We start from the raw sequence: 19,320 nt of genomic DNA on the forward strand, positions 1-19,320 counted from the left end.
TTACACAATAGGAGAGGAATTTTACTTGAAAAAAACTATAGTATGCGCAGTGGTTGTGGGTATTTTTGTTTTGCTAATATCAGGTAACTTTTTAGTGAAAAAAGTGTGGAGTTCAAATAATGATGATGCGGAATATATAGCATCCTTTATTGAAGAACATAAAGATGAAAAAAATAGCGCGCTTCTAGTAAAGAGAAATGATAAAGTTGTTTATTCTGTAAATCCAAATGTTGTATTGCCAGTTGCTAGTACGATGAAATTAATTGTGGCGCTTGAATATACGAAACAAGTTACCGAAGGGAAAATTGATCCGTATAGTTTCGTCTCAATTAATGATGTGAATCGTTATTATGTACCAAATACAGATGGTGGTGCACAAGACAGGTGGCAAAATTATTTGCAAAAAACAGGGAAGATAACTGAAGGAGCGGTTTCTTTAGAAGAAGTTGCAAAAGGAATGGTTAAGTTCAGTTCAAATGCAAATACTGAATATTTAATGGAATTGTTAGGGCTAGATAACATTAATCGAAATTTACAAAGCTTATCGCTCCCTGCACACCAACCACTATTTCCGATTGTTTCATCATTATATATTCCAGGATATTTGCATAAAGAATTACATGTTCCAAAATATAAAATAGAGAAAAAGTTAAAAGAAATGTCCCAAGAGCAATATCGAGAGTATGCCATGATTATTCATGAACGCTTAAAAAAGAAGGGACCATTATTACAGAAGGAAATTCCTCTTTATTTAGAGGAACGATACGACAAAATTTGGTCGGATAGATTGCCTGCTGCTTCGGCAAATGATTATATGGTATTACTTCAAAAGGCAAATCATAAGGGTGGTCTTACAGAAGCTGAAGAAAAAGTGTGGGCGAATATCGTTGAAACAGATATGAGCGCAAAGAAATATCGTAAAACATTCAGGCATGCTGGACAAAAGAATGGTTATACACCATGGACGGTAACTAAAGCAGTTTATGCAATGGATAAACGCGGAAACTGTACAGAAATTGTTTTCTTAGCAAATAATTTAAATGAAGATGACAGTGCTGAAATACGTAAACACTTAGCAAATTTACATTTCCAAGTGTTGCAAAGTGATAAGTATGATGCGACTTTTATTAAATAAACTCGGTGCTATAAGCACCGAGTTTATTTTTACGTACAAGCACTTTTTTGCCATCCCTGGGTATGATGGGTAGTAATACTTAGGTGAGAGGGGAAAAGGTGATGAAACAGAGTAAAGAAGAGTTTATAAAGAGTGAAGGCGCTGATTTCCCTGGGAAAACATATGTGGATTGTGTATTACAGCATGTATTTGATTTTCAACGCAATTATTTATTGAAAGATATGTTTCAAGTGCATAGGGCACATATTATTATGTTAACTGAAGAAAAGTTGATGAAAAGAGAAGAAGCTAAAGTTATACTAACAGCACTTAAAAAGGTAGAGGCAATTCCCAAGGAGAGATTATTATATACGGAGCAGCATGAAGATCTTTTTTTCTTAGTTGAACATTTGCTTTCTCAAGAAGCAAAGTGTGAATTTGTAAGTAATATGCATATCGGTAGAAGTAGAAATGATATGGGTGTAACGATGTATCGCATGAGTTTACGGCAATTTGTATTGCGGTTAATGGAACATCATTTATTGCTGCAAGAAAGTATGCTGGAGCTCGCCGGTGAACATATGGAAACAATTATGCCCGCGTATACACATACCCAACCAGCGCAGCCGACAACATTTGGTCATTATGTTTTGGCAATTTACGATACGATGCAACGAGATTTAGAAAGAATGAAAAAAGCGTATCATCTTTTAAATCATTCTCCAATGGGGGCAGCTGCCCTTTCTACAACAAGCTTCCCAATTAAGCGAGAACGAGTGGCACAGTTACTTGGGTTTACAAATGTAATTGAGAACTCATATGATGCTGTTGCTGGAGCGGATTATTTATTAGAAGTTAGCTCGTTACTAATGGTAATTATGACGAATACGAGTAGGTGGATTCATGATTTTTTACTATTAGCGACGAAAGAATATGATGGGATTACTGTAGCGAAGCCATATGTGCAAATAAGTAGTATTATGCCGCAAAAACGAAATCCTGTTTCAATAGAACATGCCCGTGCTATTACGAGTAGTGCTTTAGGGGAAGCATTTACTGTATTTCAAATGATTCATAATACACCATTTGGCGATATTGTCGATACGGAGGATGACTTGCAGCCGTATTTATATAAAGGAATCGAAAAGGCGATTCGTGTTTTTTGTATGATGAACGCAGTTATTCGAACGATGAAAGTAGAAGAGGAAACGTTAAAAAGTCGTTCATATAAACACGCGATTACGATTACAGATTTCGCAGATGTTTTAACAAAAAACTATGAAATACCATTTCGGCATGCACATCATGCAGCAAGTGCGATTGCGAATATGTCATTGGAGCAGAAAAAGGAGTTACATGAATTAAATTTCAAAGACATAAATGTATACTTACAAGAAAATTTGAAAGTAAATTTATTAGAAGAAGAGTGGAAAGAAATTATATCACCAGAAGCTTTTATTCAAAAAAGAAATGTATATGGTGGACCGAGTAAAAAAGAGATGGAGCGTATGATTAAAAATCGAAAAGAGTCATTTCAAAAAGAAGAAGAGGTATTTGAAAAGGAAAAACAAAGAATTTTACAAGCTGAAAATGATTTGAATACGTTAGCTTCGAATATTATTGAATCGTAAAAGAGGGATTTAATGAATTAATCGCCAATACTTAATGAAACTATAAATAGAGAGAAGAGATTGTCGATGATTCAATTACATGTATATGAAGAGATTCTTAATTTTACAGAAGAGGTTACACCATTTTTAGAGAAGAATGAGCAGGAAAATAATCTCATATTAGGTGTATTACAAATGTTCCAAGAACCGATATTTATAGGAGTAGCAAAACAAGGGGAAGAAATTGCAGCTGTATTTCTTCAAACAGAAGAAAAGAAACAAATAATTGTTGCTACGTCTGAGATTTCGGCAGTAGCTATTAAGGAACTTGCAAAAGAGTTAACGAAAGTATATCCAAATATTCCTGGATTGATTGGTAATAAAAAATCGTACAGAAATTAGCGGAAGAGATTGCAGTGTTAGAGAATAAGAAAACTAATGTTGCAATGGAGCAAGGGATATATGAATTAAAACAAGTAAAGAAAAAGTGGAACGGAGATGGAATCTTTCGAGAAGTAAGTAGTGATGAGCTAACATTAATAGAGCAGTGGATATATCAATTTTGCGAAGATGTGAAGCTTCCTACTACGAAAGAAGAAGCGAAACAAACTGCTCATACATTAATTACTAATCATCGTCTATTTGGTTTAGAAGTAGACGGGAAGATTGTTTCTGTAGCTGCAAAAACGAGACCGACTACAAACAATATAACAGTTAATTTTGTATATACACCGAAAGAAGCTCGGAAAAAAGGGTACGCATCTAGTTGTGTCGCTGCACTTAGTCAACGTATGTTAGATGAAGGCTACAAAACAACGACATTATATACGGACCTGGCAAATCCAACATCAAATAAAATTTATCAAGAGATTGGTTATGAGAAGATGATGGAGTCTGTACTCATATTTTTAGAGAAATAGAATGAAAAGGCACGCTATTATAGCGTGCCTCTTTGTTATTCATCAATTCGAATTACTTCACCCTGCGGGAAATTCTCAGTTTCTAGTAAGTTACGAATAGCTTTCGCAACATATTCAGGTGACAGTAGCTTTCCTTCTTCTTTTAATGCGGTGAATCGATCTAAGTTAATAAAGTCTTCTTTATTTGTATTACGAATTTGTGCTTGCATATTTGTATCAACAACACCAGGTGCGAAAGCGACAGTTTTTACAGGATATTCTTTCTCCACTTCTTCAGTAGCTACGCACTGTGTAAACATATTTACACCGGCTTTCGTTGTACAATAAGCTCCCCATCCGAAATAAGGATTTTTTCCTGCACCAGATGAAATATTTATAATGCGTTTATCTACTTTCCAGTCTTTCGTCTGTTTCATGAAAGTGGAAGTAAGGATCATCGGTGCGATTAAATTAATATGAACGTTCGTAATGAATTGTTCACTTTCTGATTTTTCAATAGGTTTCATTGGTGCAACTGTGCCTGCATTATTAATTAAATGAATCGATGAGACATTGTCTTTTTGAATAGATGAAAAGATTTCGTTAAAATGAGTTTCTAAATTATGTACATCTTGAAGATCTATGGAATGGAAAATACAATTGCTGTCGTTTTGCTCTGCGAGTTTTGTAAGGTTTTTATTTTCTCTCCTAGAAATAGAGATAACGGTTGTATTTTCTTCTAACAATTGCACGGCGATTGCCTCACCTAAACCTTGTGAAGTTCCTGTTACGATAACGTAGCGCATAGTGTAGTAAACTCCTCTCCATATATGTGGAATTTTGTTGGACAACGTACATTATATAGTTTGTCTACATTTTATAGTATAGAGCACTTTTTACTATAAATGAAATGAGATGATTGTGTGCCTTTTATGAATCGTTTTACAACAACAGTAACTGGTGCCGTCACGTTCACCGGGAACACGTTGGGACTAAGTCCTACCTCACCTGCACCAAACAATAACTTCGGTACGATTGATGTGTTTACAACGATAAATACATCGCTTCAAGTACCTGGATTCCCGGCAGGAACAACGAATGACTGGCCATTAAATTCTTCAAGTGCAATTTTGAACCTTCCAGCAGGGAGTAGTGTTTTATACGCAGAACTAGTATGGGCCGGCACATACCGGACCGATACAGAGGATGTTACAGCATTTTTAAATGATAATATTTCATTTACAACACCAGCAGGAACATTTTCTGTTGCACCAGATCCTGCAACTGCGCAGCAAGGTTCAGTTGGGAACCAGTTTTATTATGTTCGCTCTGCTAATGTAACGAATCTTGTTAATACAGGGGGAGCGGGAACATATACAACGGGTGCTGTACCGGCTGCAAGAACTTCAGCTGATCCAACAATCAGTCGTTCAGCTGGCTGGACGCTTGAGGTAGTTTATCAAAATGCAAGTTTACCACTTCGGAATTTGTCAGTATATGCAGGTCAAGAAATTATCGATGCTTCATCGCCACCAGTTGATGCTACTATTTCAGGATTTGCAACTCCGGCAACAGGAGCTGTTACAGGAAGAGTGCTCGTAACTGCTCAAGAAGGTGATTCTAGCATTGTTGGAGATCAGCTTCGCTTTGGACCGAATGCAAATGCTACAGTTGCTTTATTCGGACCGAGAAATCCCGCAAATAATTTCTTTCAGTCACAAATTTGTAATGATAGTGGGAATTTAGATACAACTGGCACCTTTGGAAATTTGAATCAGCCGTTAGGGATAGCTTTGGCCGTCCGAAGACAAGGATGGGATATTACGAATGTAGATGCTTCGTCATCCTTAGTAAATAATCAAACGTCAGCGACTGTTCGCTTCGTTACAAATGGAGATGGATATGCTGCAGCTGGTTTTGGTGTTCAAATTGATGCGACAGGGCCAATTATAAATCCCGTTAAATCTGTTGATAAAACCGTTGCAGCAGTAGGTGATATTCTCACTTATACGATTACTGTTCCGAATACAGGGACAGGAAGTGCAGAAAACGTTGTATTACAAGACAGTATTCCGAATGGAACGACGTTTATAGCAGGCAGTGTTACAGTAGGTGGAGTAACTCAGCCGAGCGCCAATCCAGCTAGTGGAATTAATTTAGGAACGATACCGAATAATGCTCAAAGAGTTGTTACATTTCAAGTGAGAGTTACGTCATTCCCAAGTCCAAATCCAATTTCAAATCGTGCAATGGTGTCATACCAATTCCGTCCTTTTGTTGGAAGTCCTCCTATCACAAGTACAGCTTCTTCAAATACAGTACAGACGACGGTAAATCGCGCAAATGTAAGTTTGCAAAAATCTGTAGATCTACAGACGGCAACACTTAATGACATATTAACGTACACAGTGAATGTCACGAACAATGGGAATGTCGCTGCAAATAATGTTATTTTTGTCGATAGTATACCTGCTGGAACAATGTTTGTAACAAATAGTGTTACGGTAAATGGAGTAGCTCGACCAGGAGCGAATCCAGCAAGTAGTATTAATCTTGGAAGTATTAATGCTTCGCAAACGACTGTAGTACGCTTTCAAGTTCGAGTGACATCTAATCCGCTTGTAAATCCAATTCCGAACCGTGCAAGTGCAACGTTTAACTTTATTCCGGTTCCTGGTCAACAACCAATTTCAGGCCAAGCGACAAGTAATACAGTATTTACTACAATAAATATAGCTGATATAAGAACGAGAAAAACAGTGGATAAAGCTTTTGCGACGGTTAACGACGTTCTTACGTATACCGTTACAATTGAAAATACAGGAAATGTACTGGCGACGAACGTTATTTTTCAAGATCCAATCCCAATTGGAACGACTTTTATACCAAATAGTGTAACTGTTGATGGAGTTTCGCAACCTGGGGCAAATCCAGCGACTGGGTTTACGGTAGCGAATATATCTCCAGGTGGAAGTAGAACGGTGACTTTTCAAGTACGAGTTACATCTACCCCATCAGGAGGCACGATTGCGAATCGCGGTAATGTATCTGCTAATTTCGTCGTTATTCCGAATCAACCGCCAGTAACGATTAATAGGCAAACGAATACCGTTGTAACACAAGTTAATACAGGTGGTTTAAATGTAATAAAAGAAGTGAATACAACGCAAGCAGCAGTAGGGGATACTTTAACGTATACGATTGCCGTTCAAAATACAGGAAACGTTCCGCTAACAAATGTATTTTTCCAAGACCCTATTCCTTCTGCTGTTTCATTTGTTGCAAATTCTGTGACAATTAATGGAGTACCGCAAAGTGGATTGAATCCGAATCCAGGATTTTCTCTTCCAAATATTCCTGCGGCTCAAACAGTCGTCGTCACATTTGACGTATTAATTGTACAGGATCCAGAAAATGAAGATATTTTAAATCAAGCAAATGTAACAGCAAGTTTTCAAGTGAATCCGAGTGAACCACCAGTAACAATTAATGTTCCTAGTAACATTGTTAACACAACTGTACAATCAGGGAATTTTGAAGTTGTGAAATCAGTCAATACGGATGTTGCAACGGTAGGGGATGTTTTAGTATATACAATCGAAATCATAAATGCAGGTAGTGTACCAGCGACAAATGTATTTTTCCAAGATTCAATTCCGCAAGGGACATTATTTATTGAAAACAGTGTATTAGTTAATGGTGTTTTACAAGAAGGAGCAGATCCAGAACTTGGATTCCCACTAAATAATTTGCCTACTGGCGCAAGTGTAATTGTTTCGTTTGAAGTATTAATTGATGAAATTCCCCAAGGAAATAATGTCGTAAATAATGCGAATGTAACTGGAGATTTCCTTGTAAATCCAACAGAGCCACCAATTACTGTAACAGTACCAAGTAATACTGTTATGACAGTTGTGAATTCTTCAGGGCTAAATGTAATGAAGAGCGTAAGTGCTAGTGAAGCTGGTGTAGGAGATACGCTAACGTATACAGTTCGTATACAAAATAGTGGAACAGTAGCAGCGACAAATGTATCATTCGTTGATCCGATTCCATCTGGAACAACGTTTGTTGCGAATAGTGTAACAATAAACGGGATATCTCAACCTGGTTTAGATCCGACAACTGGATTTCCGCTTGCTAATATTCCGGTAGGTACGATGGTAACAGTTACTTTCCAAGTGTTAATTACAAGTGTACCATCAAATAGAGTTCTTCCGAATAATGCGAATGTCACTGCTGATTTCCAAGTAAGTCCTCTCCAGCCACCAATTACAATTGTAACGATTAGTAATATTGTTGTGACGCGAGTGAATGTAGGATCACTTAATGTAATGAAGAGTGTAAATACACCACAAGCAGGTATAGGAGATACGTTAACGTATACGATTCTTATTCAAAATACAGGAACTGTTCCTGCAACAAATATCATTTTTCAAGATCCAATCCCAACTGGAGCTACATTTGTAGCGAATAGTGTAACGATAAATGGAGTTGTTCAGCAAGGCGCGAATCCTATGACAGGTTTTCCAGTACCAAATATTCCAGTCGGGCAAACCGCTACCATTACGTTTCAAGTTACAGTGACGAGTGTTCCAAGTGGAGGGAATATAAGAAATCAATCGAACGTTACTGCAAGTTTCCTTATAAATCCGGCAGGACCTCCTATAACGACTGTTACGAATAGTAATTTTGTAGTGACACAGGTAAATACGGCACAGTTAAATATACAAAAATCTTCATCTGTACAACAAGCAGCACTTGGAGAGACTTACACGTATTCTGTTGTCATTCGAAATAATGGCACAGTACTAGCGACGAATGTTTCTTTCATTGATCCGATTGCAACAGAAACAACATTTGTCGCAAATAGTGTAACGATAAATGGAACGCCTCAACCTGGCTTTGACCCAAATGTTGGTTTCCCGCTCCCTAATATCGCAGCTGGAACATCATTGACAGTAACGTTCCAAGTTACGGTAGTTGCACCGTCTACACGTGGAGCAGTACTGAACACAGCATCTGCTACAGCCACTTTTTTATTAAATCCTTTACAACCGCCTGTAACAACGACAAATTCAAGTAATACGACAGTAGTTACAATACCGTTACCTCCTCCTGGTGAAGTAACAGCAACAAAAACTGTAAATGTTGCTGCTGGAGCTGTTGGAGATGTATTAACGTATACCGTTCTAATAACGAATGTAGGAATTATACCTGTTACAGATGTACTCTTCCAAGATGTCATTCCAGAAGGATCAACATTTGTCGCAAATAGTGTAACGATAGGTGGAATACAGCAACTTGGTGTAAATCCTGAAATAGGGTTTACAGTTACTCCGTCATTAAATGCTGGTGGAAGTATTACGGTAACATTCCAAGTGACGATTACAGAGATTCCAGATAATGAAGTCATATTAAACGATGCTGACGTTACATTTACTTCACAACCAAATCCGCAGGAACCACCGATTACGGAAACGATATTAACAAATTTAGTCGTTACGACGATTAATATAGCGTCTATTTTCCCATTAAAACTAGTAGATAAAGAGGCAGCAACGGTTGGAGAAATATTAACTTACGATGTACTAATTTTTAACTTTGGAACAGTGCCGGCAACAAATGTTCAATTTCTTGATTCTAGTACGAGTGGTGTAGCATTTGTTCCAGGAAGTGTGAGTATAAACGGAATACCAGAACCTGGATTAGATCCGTTCATAGGCTTTACAGTTCCAGATATACCTGTAGGTGATTTTGTACTTGTCACATACCAAGAGATGGTAACGAGCATACCTCAAGGTGGAACAGTTGTTAACTTTGTGGATGTTACGGCTACATTTGCTGTAAGTGAAACAGAGCCGCCTATTACTGAAACAACGACAAGTAACACGACATTAACGAAAATAAATGAATCTGGTTTGAATGTTTTAAAATCAGTAAGTCAGCCGGTTGTTGCAGTAGGAGATACAATCACATATACAACAGTAGTTCAAAATACGGGAACAGTGACAGCGACGAATGTTCAATATAGTGATGTATTACCTTCCTCTATAACATTCATACCGAACAGTGTAACGATAGACGGTGTGTTACAACCTGGATTCAATCCTAATAATGGATTCCCGCTTCCAGATATAAATCCAGGTGAAAGTGTAGAAGTAACCTTCCAAGTAACCGTCGTCAGTGTGCCATCAAACGGAACGATTGCCAATACGGCAAATGTGACTGGAAGCTTTATATTAGTACCAGGAGAACCACCAGTTATAGTAAACCAACCAAGCAATACAACACTCACAACTGTAAATAGAGGACGATTTAATGTTATAAAACAGGTGAACAGGGCGGCGACTCTCGTTGGCGATGTATTAACGTATACAGTTCAAATAACGAATACGGGAACAGTAACAGCTAACAATGTTCAGTTTATTGATACGATTTCAGCAGGAGCGTCATTTGTCCCAAATAGTGTAACGGTAAATGGAACTCCGCAACCTGGTTTGAATCCGATTACTGGGTTTGGAATTGGCGATATACTTGTTGGCAATACGACTATAGTGACGTTCCAAGCGACAGTGACAAATATTCCATCTTCAGGAACGATAACGAATGTTGCAAATATAACAGGAAGTTTTACTTTAGTACCAGGAGAACCACCAGTTGTAGTAACAGAGCCGAGTAATACGACAATAACAAGGGTAAATAGAGGGCGATTCAATGTTATAAAAACTGTCAACAAACAGGCGACGCGATTAGGAGATACGTTAACGTATAGTGTGCAAGTTACAAATACAGGAACGGTAGCAGCGACAAATGTGCAATTTATTGACGTTCCATCACCTAGTTTAGAATTCGTTCCAGGGAGTGTACAGATAAATGGGATTCCGCAAGTAGGTTTAGATCCTTTTGTAGGCTTTTCATTACCGGATCTCCCAGTAGGAGCTAGTGTACTCATAACGTTTGAAGTAACTGTAATCTCAATCCCGCCTTCTAATAGCATTATGAATTCGGCGAGTGTAACGGGTAGTTTTGAACTTATTCCAGGAGAACCACCGTTTACAATTACGAGTTCGAGTAATACGACAGTAACTCCAGTAAATAGAGGTAGTTTAGATATGCTAAAAGAAGTAGATCATCCAATTGTTGGAGTAGGAGAAACGGTAACGTATACTGTTCGTATATTAAATACTGGTACGGCTGATGCGATGAATGTTCAATTTATAGACGTGTTATCTCAGGAAGCTGATTTTGTCCCAAATAGTGTAACGATAAATGGAATACCACAGCCGGGGTTAAATCCACAGATTGGATTTACGATACCAGATATCCCCGTCGGTGAAACGGTGATTGTAACATATGAAGCTACGATTATAAGTTTTCCTGATGGTGGTACGGTAGTGAACGTTGCTGGGGCATTAGCAGAGTATATTTTAGTACCAGGAGAGCCACCAGTTACAGTGGTGGACACAAGTAATACAGTTATTGTTACGGTTAATACTGCAATTTTGTTTGTTGCAAAAGGAGCGGATTTTGAAGTAGCAATGGTAGGAGATGTTGTCACTTACGGAATTGCTGTTATAAATGATAGTACAGTTCCTGTGACGAATATTATTTTAGCAGACATCATTGATCCAAATACTTTATTTATAAGTGGCACGGTAACAGTAAATGATGTACCTTTTCCATTTGCCAATCCGAATACTGGTATCCCTTTAGGTGATTTTCAGCCAAATGATGCAGCGATTATTAATTTCCAAGTTGTAATAACAGGAGGGCAAATAAATAATTTAGTTACAAATACAGCTACAGCGAATGGGCTTGCAACTGTAAATCCTAATGAGCCGCCAGTAGTAGTTGAAGGCGATAGTAATACAGTTGTTATCCCGTTTATTCCTCAAAATGTTTCAACAACAGTCGTAAAAACGGCAGATCTTCAATCAGCAACGATAGGCGATGTTATTACGTTTACGACAGTTATTACGAATACGGGGGATACAGCGATACAAAATATTCGTTTTCAAGATATGTTAGATAGTAGTTTTCGATTTGTTCCTGGAAGTGTAACTGTTGATAATACGCCAGTGCCAAATGTAAGCCCAGTATCAGGGTTTCTTATAGGAAGTTTAAATCCAGGTGAAGCACGGACAGTTTCGTTCCAAGTAACAGTTCAGAGTGCACCAAGTGGTTCAGGAAATTATATTAATCAAGCGAGTATTCGCTTCGAACATCAAGTAGGCACAGTATTGCCACCTGTTACACAAATAATAGATAGTAACATAGTTGTCATTCCATTTGTTCCAACGACAGAACAAATTTGTGAAACAAACTTTAATTGTTTAGACAAAATTCCATTTCACTGTTCTCCGTGTAATCAGTTGCGAATAAATAAAAAATAAACACAAAAAGAGCATCCTGAAAGAATAGGATGCTCTTTTTGTTTAGATCAAGTAGCTTCTTCTTCGGGAGAAGTGAAAAATTCGTTGACTTTGTTGGAGAGTAGAAATGGAATAGCTCCTTTTATAACGGAAATGTCCCAGTCCCACCATGCAAGGTTTTCTAGTTTTTCAATGATTTCTTGCGGGAAACGATATCGAACTAGTTTGGCAGGATTACCAGCGACGATTGCATATGGAGGTACGTCTTTTGTAACAACACTCTTGGCCCCGATAATGGCCCCGTTACCAATTGTAACACCAGATAAAATGCAGGATTGATAACCAATCCATACATCATTGCCGACTACGATATCACCTTTTGAAGAAGGATGACCAGTAATGTGTGCTCCTTCTTCGAAGAGGACATTAAATGGATAAGTTGTTATCCAATCAGCACGATGTTCACCGCCAAGTACGAAAACGACTTCTTCTCCTAATGAACAAAACTTACCTATTTTTAATTTTGTTTCATCATTCCAAGAAAAAATAATAGGGCCTACTTTACTGTAAGTATAATCACCGATATCATATTTATTATATTCAGGTTTTTGATTTAAATATAACATACCAATTTTAGCATCCTCTCTAAAGAAAGTAATGGATATGGAACATTATATGCAAGGTGAAGTAAGGCGAACTATGTTGTATGAAATAGTAATGTGCAAAAATGTTAGTAGGCAAGATGAATAAAAGGGAGTGAAATGTATGAGATACGAAATGGGATTATATAATAAACCTTTTCAGTCGATTCAATTGGGGAAAAAAGTATATGAAGTACGCTTATACGATAAAAAACGTCAACTTATAAAACAAGACGATGAAATTGTATTTACGAACCTTACGACAGCAGAAACGATGGCTGTAAAAGTAACGGAGATAAAACGATACGAAAGCTTTAAAGCAATGTACGAACAAATTGATAAAAAATTATTTGATTGTGAAGAACTTAGTATAAAAGAAATGTTAGAAAGTACATACGGAATATATACGAAAGAACAAGAAAAAGAATGGGGAACAGTTGCGATTGGTGTTGAGGTAATAAAGTGAGAAGAAATCGCGGTGCAGCTATAATTATACAAGGTGGTAAAATCGCTCTTATAAAACGTGTTCGAGAAGGTGAAATGTATTTTGTTTTTCCAGGTGGGGGAATTGAAGAAGGAGAAACACCTGAAGAAGCAACGAAGCGAGAGGTCTATGAAGAATTAGGGATACATATACAAGTGGAGCATCTGATTGCAAAGGTGGAGTATAAAGGTACGGAGTATTATTATAATGCCCATATTATAGGTGGAGTTTTCGGAAGTGGTAAAGGCGAGGAGTTCGAGCTGAAAGATAGAGGGAGTTATATTCCTTTATGGATGCCGGTAAATGAGTTGCCAAATTTAAATGTAAAACCTTATGATGTGGCCAAATGTGTATTTGATTATTATGGAATATAAGGTCTGACAACATACAAAAAAAACCATTGACATAGCCTTCTGATTTAAGTATTGTATTCGAGTATGTTTATAATCAGGAGGTTTATATGAGCAATCAAACTACTACACATCATGTGAAAATGACAACAGCAGATCCATCTGGAATCGGTCTATTTGGATTAGCGATGGTAACACTTGTAGCATCGTCTCAAAAGTTAGGCTTAACAGATGGCGTTTCACTTGTATTACCATGGGCAATCTTTTTAGGAGGATTTGCACAAATCTTTGCATGCATTCACGATGCAAAGCACAACAATACGTTCGGTACAACAGCATTTGGTGCGTACGGCCTATTTTGGTTAGGTGTTGGAATGACTTGGTTAATTCAACTCGGAGTATTTGGCGAAAAATTAGCCCAAACTGCAGATTCAAAACAGCTTGGTGTAGCCTTTATCGGATACTTGATTTTCACGATCTTTATGACAATTGGTGCAATGGAAACACATAAAGTATTATTTATGATTTTCGTCCTTATTGATTTCTTATTTATCGGTCTTTCATTAAGTACTTTAGGTGTTATGCCGCACGCAATGCATAATTTAGCAGCGTATTCTGAACTATGTATTTCATTATTATCTTTCTATGGTTCAGCAGCAGCCGTGTTAAATACACACTTCGGAAAAGTTGTATTACCAGTTGGAAAACCATTTGGTATTTTTAAAAAGTAATAAAAAAGAACAGATGATTGTATAGTCATCTGTTCTTTTTTATTTATTTATTGCTACAGCAGTAGATCCTGTCATTTCGGAAATCTTTTGAGAGCTTGCTGGGTTGCCATCTATCGTTACACGAACTTGTTGCTTAGGGTTCGAGGTAACAACCCAGGCGTTTGGTAAATAGCGTGATTTATGAGATAAGGTTGAAGGGATGTTTAAAATGTCTCCCATTGCGTACAATGTTGCTGACGAGCCCCCGTCCATTGCCATTGCATTTATGGCCCCTTTTTCATAAAGAATATCTTGGCAGTCTCTTAAAGAAGCTCCGATACTATGAGGTTGTCTTCCATCAATGATGAAAAACATAATTGATCCATCTTTTTTCTGAGCCATAATACTTCGGGGACCATAGCCCCATCCGCCATCATTTGTAATCATTTTTTCGCCATTTACAATTAGTTGAGGCATAAAGCCAGCAGCGGAAACGACATTCTTATTTAACAGTTGATTAGCAGAAAACTCTCCTGAAACCATTTGTCCGTATTTTGTAAGTCCACTGACGAGAGTAGGGGTATTAATGTCTTGCGGTGTGTTGATAACTTTCCCGTTTTCAATAACAATACCGATGCCTGTTTTACCACCACCATGCCCCGTTTCATCCCAGAACCCACTAGCATTTACAGCAGCAAGTGCATGGTTTCGTTTTGCCATGACATATATTTTTTCTCCAACGTCTTTCCCTTCTGAACCTTGTTGTGTAACGAGCTTTACATTTAATGGATTACTAATAGTCATTAATTTACCTTCAAAAAAATGATCATTGTATTTTTTCTTTATCGTTTCAATCGAAACGTTTAATGGTGCATTTTTCTTTCGCTCTAATTCTTGTTTTGAAAGTTTAGTATTGGCAAAATCGCTATTTTTCCATTTTGGATTTGTAATGGATTGAGAAATATCATTTAACTCGTTATCAGACAGTAATGTAATTTTTGCGTATTGCGGATGTTGAGACGTTAAAATACTTTCCGCTGCGATGACACGTAAATTATGGCCGTATGAAGTGCCAAATAGAATAATGGCACCCACTGTTAATAATAGTGCTGTCAAAAGGGATGATATTTTTAAAAGTCTAATAAAAAATTTTTTCATTAGAAAGACTCCTCTTTTTGTAAGATCGAAATTGTTTGTTGCCTAAAAATAATGAAATGTGTAAATGGCCTTTCGCATTATATATGCAACATATTAAATGTGAAAGGATGTATATACAATAAGTTGAGAAACTAGATTTGGCAATAGATGAATATGAATGTTAATACTCAAAATGAAAAGGGAATAGTCAGATGTACCATTTCTTTTAGCATAAATGAAAAGGATATAAATTGGATGAAAATAATAATTGAAATTGATTCTCATCATTAATATAATGAGAATGAGAATCAATTATTGTAAGAGGGGGATGCCAAAGTGGCGAAAATTTTAATAGCGTATGCAAGTATGTCAGGGAATACAGAGAGTATTGCTGACTTAATTAAAGTAAGTTTAGATGCCTTTGATCACGAAGTAGTATTGCAAGAGATGGAAGGTATGGATGCTGAAGAATTATTAGCTTATGATGGAATCATTTTAGGATCTTATACGTGGGGTGATGGTGAATTACCATTTGAAGCGGAAGATTTCCATGATGAGTTAGAAAATATAGATTTAACGGGTAAAAAAGTGGCTGTTTTTGGATCAGGTGATACGGCGTATGAGCTGTTTTGTGAAGCGGTAACGATATTTGAAGAACGTCTTGTAAAATGCGGGGCAGAACTTGTACAAGAAGGATTGAAAATTGAATTAGCTCCAGAAGATAAAGAAGACGTTGAAAAATGCAGTGATTTTGCAATTGCTTTTGCCGAGAAGTTCTAGGAACGGGAGTGTCAACGTGGAAACAATGTTAAGTGCAACTGCTATTACAAAGTTAAGAGATGGAAAGCTTTTGTTAGCTACTACATATAATGGTTTATTCATTGAAAAAGATGGAGAATGGAAACAGGCTTTAACTGGTTTCCAAAAACGAATTCGAGATTTACATAGTGAAGGTAACGTAGTTTACGGAGTAGGGGACGAAGGAGTTTTTATTCGTAGTATGAATGGTGGAGAAACGTGGACGATCCAGCGCTTTCCAACGAAAGCAACGAGCTGGAATGTATGTAGTAATGAGAATGGAACAGTAATTGCTCATGGAGATAAAACACTGTATCATTCTAATAATTTTGGTTCCACATGGGAGACTATTCAGCCATTTCTTAATTACGGTAGTGAGGCACCATCTATTCGATCATTATTTTTATATAAACATTACTTATTTATCGGTACGAAAATACATACTAAATATGGTGGTGTTTGGCTTTTTGATTTAGAGACACGTAAATTAAAAAGGATTAAAATAGCGATGAATCAGATGATTTCTGCGTTGACTATACATAATTCCTATTTAGTAGCGGCAAGTGGATCGTGCAAGGGAATTAGCGGAAATATTTCTTTTTGCAGAATAGATGAGAGTATCGAAAGTGATAAAATAGGTTGGCATACATGTCAAAGTGAACAAAAAGCGAGTAGTTATTTAGATTTAAGTGTGGATCAACATGTGTTATATACAACGTCAACGCAAAATAAGGCGGGGATTAGCACTGTTTGCCGTGTGCTTCTTGAAGAAGGAATTGTTACAGTATGTGATTCGGTTAAAGGGCATGGTTGGCGCATTGTTAATGAAAAAGAAGGCTATGTTGTAGCTGGATCAGGTGAATTAAAAGCGATGCAGTGGAAAAAAAAAGCTGTATAACTTTAAAAAAACTTTACTTTTATTATATTGGTATGATATAGTTACTTTAAACCATTTTACTTTTAATAATATAGAGATTTAAATGAGCTGTAACTTCCGAGGAGGATAGCAATGTTAAATCTCCTCTGGGGTTGCAGTTTTTTAATATATGATGTATTATTGTAAAGTGGTTGAAAATGAATATGTACATATAGGTACATTGTAGGAGGATTTTTTAAATGCAAAACGGTAAAGTAAAATGGTTTAACGCAGAAAAAGGTTTCGGTTTCATCGAGGTTGAAGGCGGAGAAGACGTATTCGTTCATTTCTCAGCTATCCAAGGCGACGGCTTCAAATCTTTAGAAGAAGGTCAAGAAGTTACTTTCGAAGTAGAACAAGGTAACCGTGGACCTCAAGCTACAAACGTAAACAAGAAGTAATTATGAAAAAAGAAGGGCTTGCCCTTCTTTTTTTTTGCGTTTTTATTGAATATCCTCCTATGTACATGTAATAATAAGACTGAATTTTTTATTTTTATGTGAAGTTTTTCATGCATAAAGTGCATTAATAAATAAATACTGAAAATAAAGTATGTGTGTGAAAAGGAATTTAGAAAGAGGTAAATAAATTGAAAAACGCTACACACTTCATTGTGTTTGATATTGAAAGGAATTTTAGGCCGTATAAATCAGAAGATCCGTCAGAAATAGTTGATATTGGAGCTGTAAAAATAGATGTGAGTACAATGAAGGTTATTGGAGAATTTTCAGAGTTAGTAAAACCAGGTGCCCCATTAACTCGTCATACAACAAAATTAACTGGAATTACAAAGAAAGATTTAATAGGTGTAGGGAATTTCCCTCAAATTATAGAGAAATTTATTCAGTTCATCGGAGAAGATTCTATATTTATTTCATGGGGAAAAGAAGATTACCGTTTTCTATCTCAAGATTGTACATTATACGGTGTAGAATGCCCATGTATGGAAAAAGAGAGCAGATTTGATGTGCAAAAATTTGTTTTTCAAGCGTATGAAGAATTATTTGAGCATACACCAAGTTTACAATTTGCAGTGGATCAGCTCGGCTTAACATGGGAAGGGAAGCAGCACCGGGCTTTAGCAGATGCTGAGAATACAGCAAATATCTTTCTGAAGGTATATGGCGAGAGAGATATTAACAAGCGATACAAGAGACATGGTGAGCTTGAACTTGTAAAGAACGGAAAACTAACAGAAAAAGCGAAAAAAAGGATGCGGAAATGGGTGTTTAAAGAACTGAGAAAAAATACAGAGCGTCCTTTTGTATGGAGTGCATTTGAAAGCAGTGACACGTGGGAAAGTATAACGGAAAGATATTATATAAGTGAATCAGCAGTAGAACTTCTGAAAAAACACTTTCCTACTGCGGTGAGAAAAGCGGAGCGGCAGCTTAGGTATTTGGCTGAGATGGAGAAAGTAGTAGAAGAAAGTTAGTAATAAAATTTATTTTATTCATATGTACAACTAGACTTTAGGATTAAGTTGCTGAAGTTTAGTTGGAAAATTCACGGCTTGTCCTGTATTGTTAATGGAATATTTTGTTGTTTTTAGTACGGATATACATAGAAAAGAGTGTAGTTTAATGGAAGCAATCTTTAACATTTTAACCATTTTAGTTTTTTTGATAATATTTACCACACTATTTGCACTAATTACACTTCCTTTCATAGCAAAGAAGAAGAATTGGAAAAAGCTTAATATATCTTTAACTCGTGGTGTATTAAAGATTAAAATCGAAGAGTAAGGTAAGAGTCTTATACAAGGGAGGTGTGATAGTGATAGACTTGGAAATCAAAGATGTCACCGTACAGATGGAATTAAATGGTGTCTTTTGGAATGAGGATGGAATTGCTGAAATGATGGTGACTACAAAAGCGGAGCATTCTCTTATTCTTCGTCTAGTAGTTGACTTAGAAAGTAAAACGATTCGTGCGATGAATGCCGAGATAGTGGGTGGGTTCTGTCCTCTATGTAAACAGAAAAGGAACGAATGTAGTGAACTTAATGACGTGCAAAATAAAATGGATATTTTAGAAGAAGCCTACGATTGGGTGAGAGAGCATCCGGAATATCGTTTTCAATTATCTTTTTACGAGTACAATAAATTTGAGGTAGTAAAGTGAAATTTTCATTTTAACAACATACATAATGACTAAAAGGAAAAACACCAAAAACTTATAGAAGGACTTGGTCAACTAGAAATATTGAAGTAGATGTCTCTCATGGAAATATGCTTGATTCTACAAGAAATGTCATCTTGGAGCAAAAATATTTTTTTAAAATAA

14 protein-coding genes and 1 pseudogene are annotated in these 19,320 nt (G+C 36.7%); 12 read left to right on the top strand and 3 right to left on the bottom strand.

The window, feature by feature from the left end:
- The first annotated feature begins 25 nt into the window (after nucleotides 1-25).
- The 3 genes and pseudogenes from ABH959_RS13055 to ABH959_RS13065 all read left to right on the top strand — a co-directional run bounded on the left by ABH959_RS13055 (nucleotide 26) and on the right by ABH959_RS13065 (nucleotide 3,644).
- On the top strand, nucleotides 26-1,135 hold the full coding sequence (locus tag ABH959_RS13055) for a serine hydrolase (protein ID WP_113936064.1): 1,110 nt from the start codon (nucleotides 26-28) through the stop codon (nucleotides 1,133-1,135).
- Nucleotides 1,136-1,236: 101 nt separating this feature from the next.
- Complete coding sequence (argH, locus tag ABH959_RS13060) at nucleotides 1,237-2,745, top strand: argininosuccinate lyase (RefSeq protein WP_404492681.1); 1,509 nt, start codon at nucleotides 1,237-1,239, stop codon at nucleotides 2,743-2,745.
- Nucleotides 2,746-2,811: 66 nt separating this feature from the next.
- Nucleotides 2,812-3,644, top strand: a pseudogene (locus ABH959_RS13065) (GNAT family N-acetyltransferase).
- Between the two features lie 35 nt (nucleotides 3,645-3,679).
- Here the strand turns inward: ABH959_RS13065 and ABH959_RS13070 are convergent.
- The gene (locus ABH959_RS13070; protein ID WP_113936061.1) at nucleotides 3,680-4,429 is read right to left on the bottom strand and encodes a (S)-benzoin forming benzil reductase; all 750 of its coding nucleotides are present in this window, start codon (nucleotides 4,427-4,429) and stop codon (nucleotides 3,680-3,682) included.
- Nucleotides 4,430-4,546: 117 nt separating this feature from the next.
- On the opposite strand from ABH959_RS13070, the gene ABH959_RS13075 reads away from it, so the two are divergent.
- Nucleotides 4,547-12,019, top strand: coding sequence for a DUF7507 domain-containing protein (locus ABH959_RS13075; RefSeq protein ID WP_404492682.1), 7,473 nt, complete (start codon nucleotides 4,547-4,549; stop codon nucleotides 12,017-12,019).
- 47 nt (nucleotides 12,020-12,066) lie between these two features.
- Here ABH959_RS13075 and ABH959_RS13080 read toward each other — a convergent pair whose 3' ends face one another.
- Nucleotides 12,067-12,624 (bottom strand): CatB-related O-acetyltransferase, encoded by a 558-nt coding sequence (locus ABH959_RS13080; RefSeq protein WP_002128459.1) that lies wholly within the window; start codon nucleotides 12,622-12,624, stop codon nucleotides 12,067-12,069.
- 139 nt (nucleotides 12,625-12,763) lie between these two features.
- Between ABH959_RS13080 and ABH959_RS13085 the strand changes: the two genes are divergently transcribed.
- The 3 genes from ABH959_RS13085 (at nucleotide 12,764) to ABH959_RS13095 (ending at nucleotide 14,204) form a co-directional block, all read left to right on the top strand.
- Complete coding sequence (locus ABH959_RS13085) at nucleotides 12,764-13,105, top strand: ASCH domain-containing protein (RefSeq protein ID WP_002128458.1); 342 nt, start codon at nucleotides 12,764-12,766, stop codon at nucleotides 13,103-13,105.
- Nucleotides 13,102-13,497: an NUDIX hydrolase gene (locus ABH959_RS13090; protein WP_113936059.1), complete on the top strand. Its 396-nt coding sequence runs from the start codon at nucleotides 13,102-13,104 to the stop codon at nucleotides 13,495-13,497. The genes ABH959_RS13085 and ABH959_RS13090 overlap by 4 nt, the downstream gene beginning before the upstream one ends.
- Before the next feature lie 86 nt (nucleotides 13,498-13,583).
- Entirely contained in the window at nucleotides 13,584-14,204 is a 621-nt protein-coding gene (locus tag ABH959_RS13095) for an acetate uptake transporter (RefSeq protein ID WP_000070943.1), read from the top strand.
- A 39-nt stretch (nucleotides 14,205-14,243) separates the two neighbouring features.
- Here ABH959_RS13095 and ABH959_RS13100 read toward each other — a convergent pair whose 3' ends face one another.
- On the bottom strand, nucleotides 14,244-15,341 hold the full coding sequence (locus tag ABH959_RS13100) for a phosphodiester glycosidase family protein (RefSeq protein WP_404492683.1): 1,098 nt from the start codon (nucleotides 15,339-15,341) through the stop codon (nucleotides 14,244-14,246).
- A 315-nt stretch (nucleotides 15,342-15,656) separates the two neighbouring features.
- Between ABH959_RS13100 and ABH959_RS13105 the strand changes: the two genes are divergently transcribed.
- From ABH959_RS13105 to ABH959_RS13125, 5 genes are all read left to right on the top strand, one after another.
- Nucleotides 15,657-16,100 (top strand): flavodoxin, encoded by a 444-nt coding sequence (locus tag ABH959_RS13105; RefSeq protein ID WP_001062757.1) that lies wholly within the window; start codon nucleotides 15,657-15,659, stop codon nucleotides 16,098-16,100.
- Between the two features lie 16 nt (nucleotides 16,101-16,116).
- On the top strand, nucleotides 16,117-17,016 hold the full coding sequence (locus ABH959_RS13110; RefSeq protein WP_002066483.1) for a WD40/YVTN/BNR-like repeat-containing protein: 900 nt from the start codon (nucleotides 16,117-16,119) through the stop codon (nucleotides 17,014-17,016).
- Between the two features lie 218 nt (nucleotides 17,017-17,234).
- The gene (gene cspB, locus ABH959_RS13115) at nucleotides 17,235-17,435 is read left to right on the top strand and encodes a cold shock-like protein CspB (protein ID WP_001179147.1); all 201 of its coding nucleotides are present in this window, start codon (nucleotides 17,235-17,237) and stop codon (nucleotides 17,433-17,435) included.
- Between the two features lie 188 nt (nucleotides 17,436-17,623).
- Nucleotides 17,624-18,469 carry an exonuclease gene (locus ABH959_RS13120; protein WP_404492684.1) on the top strand — a complete coding sequence of 282 codons (846 nt, stop codon included), beginning with the start codon at nucleotides 17,624-17,626 and terminating at the stop codon, nucleotides 18,467-18,469.
- A gap of 341 nt (nucleotides 18,470-18,810) precedes the next feature.
- Nucleotides 18,811-19,158, top strand: coding sequence for a hypothetical protein (locus ABH959_RS13125; RefSeq protein WP_002087722.1), 348 nt, complete (start codon nucleotides 18,811-18,813; stop codon nucleotides 19,156-19,158).
- The last annotated feature ends 162 nt before the right edge of the window (nucleotides 19,159-19,320 follow it).

The organism is Bacillus sp. RC51 (genome assembly GCF_044908115.1).
GTDB lineage: Bacteria > Bacillota > Bacilli > Bacillales > Bacillaceae_G > Bacillus_A > Bacillus_A mycoides.